The organism is Sphingobium sp. UBA5915 (genome assembly GCF_002431195.1).
Lineage (GTDB): Bacteria > Pseudomonadota > Alphaproteobacteria > Sphingomonadales > Sphingomonadaceae > Sphingobium > Sphingobium soli.
Genome location: NZ_DJDV01000041.1, coordinates 6,136 through 6,532, shown reverse-complemented (window position 1 = coordinate 6,532; position 397 = coordinate 6,136). Strand labels below are relative to the sequence as shown.

Here is a 397-nt window from a genome sequence, read left to right as displayed (position 1 = left end):
CTCGCGCATCACAAGGAAAGCTTCCTCTACGATCATTTCGACGAGATCACGGAGATCATGAAAGCCTATGACATCGCCTACAGCCTTGGCGATGGCCTGCGCCCCGGCTCTATCGCCGACGCCAATGACGAAGCCCAATTCTCCGAACTCTACACGCTGGGCGAACTGACTCACCGCGCCTGGAAACAGGATGTGCAGGTGATGATCGAGGGGCCGGGCCATGTGCCCATGCACAAGATCAAGGAGAATATGGAGAAGCAACTGCAGGTCTGCGGCGAAGCGCCCTTCTACACGCTGGGGCCGCTCACCACCGACGTCGCACCGGGCTACGACCATATCACCAGCGCGATCGGCGCGGCGCAGATCGGCTGGTATGGCACGGCGATGCTCTGCTACG

1 protein-coding gene is annotated in these 397 nt (G+C 60.5%); it reads left to right on the top strand.

Annotated elements, in window-relative coordinates; translation table 11 throughout:
* Positions 1-397: phosphomethylpyrimidine synthase ThiC (locus B2V90_RS05725; RefSeq protein WP_293920185.1), on the top strand; the 397-nt coding region annotated here is incomplete at both ends.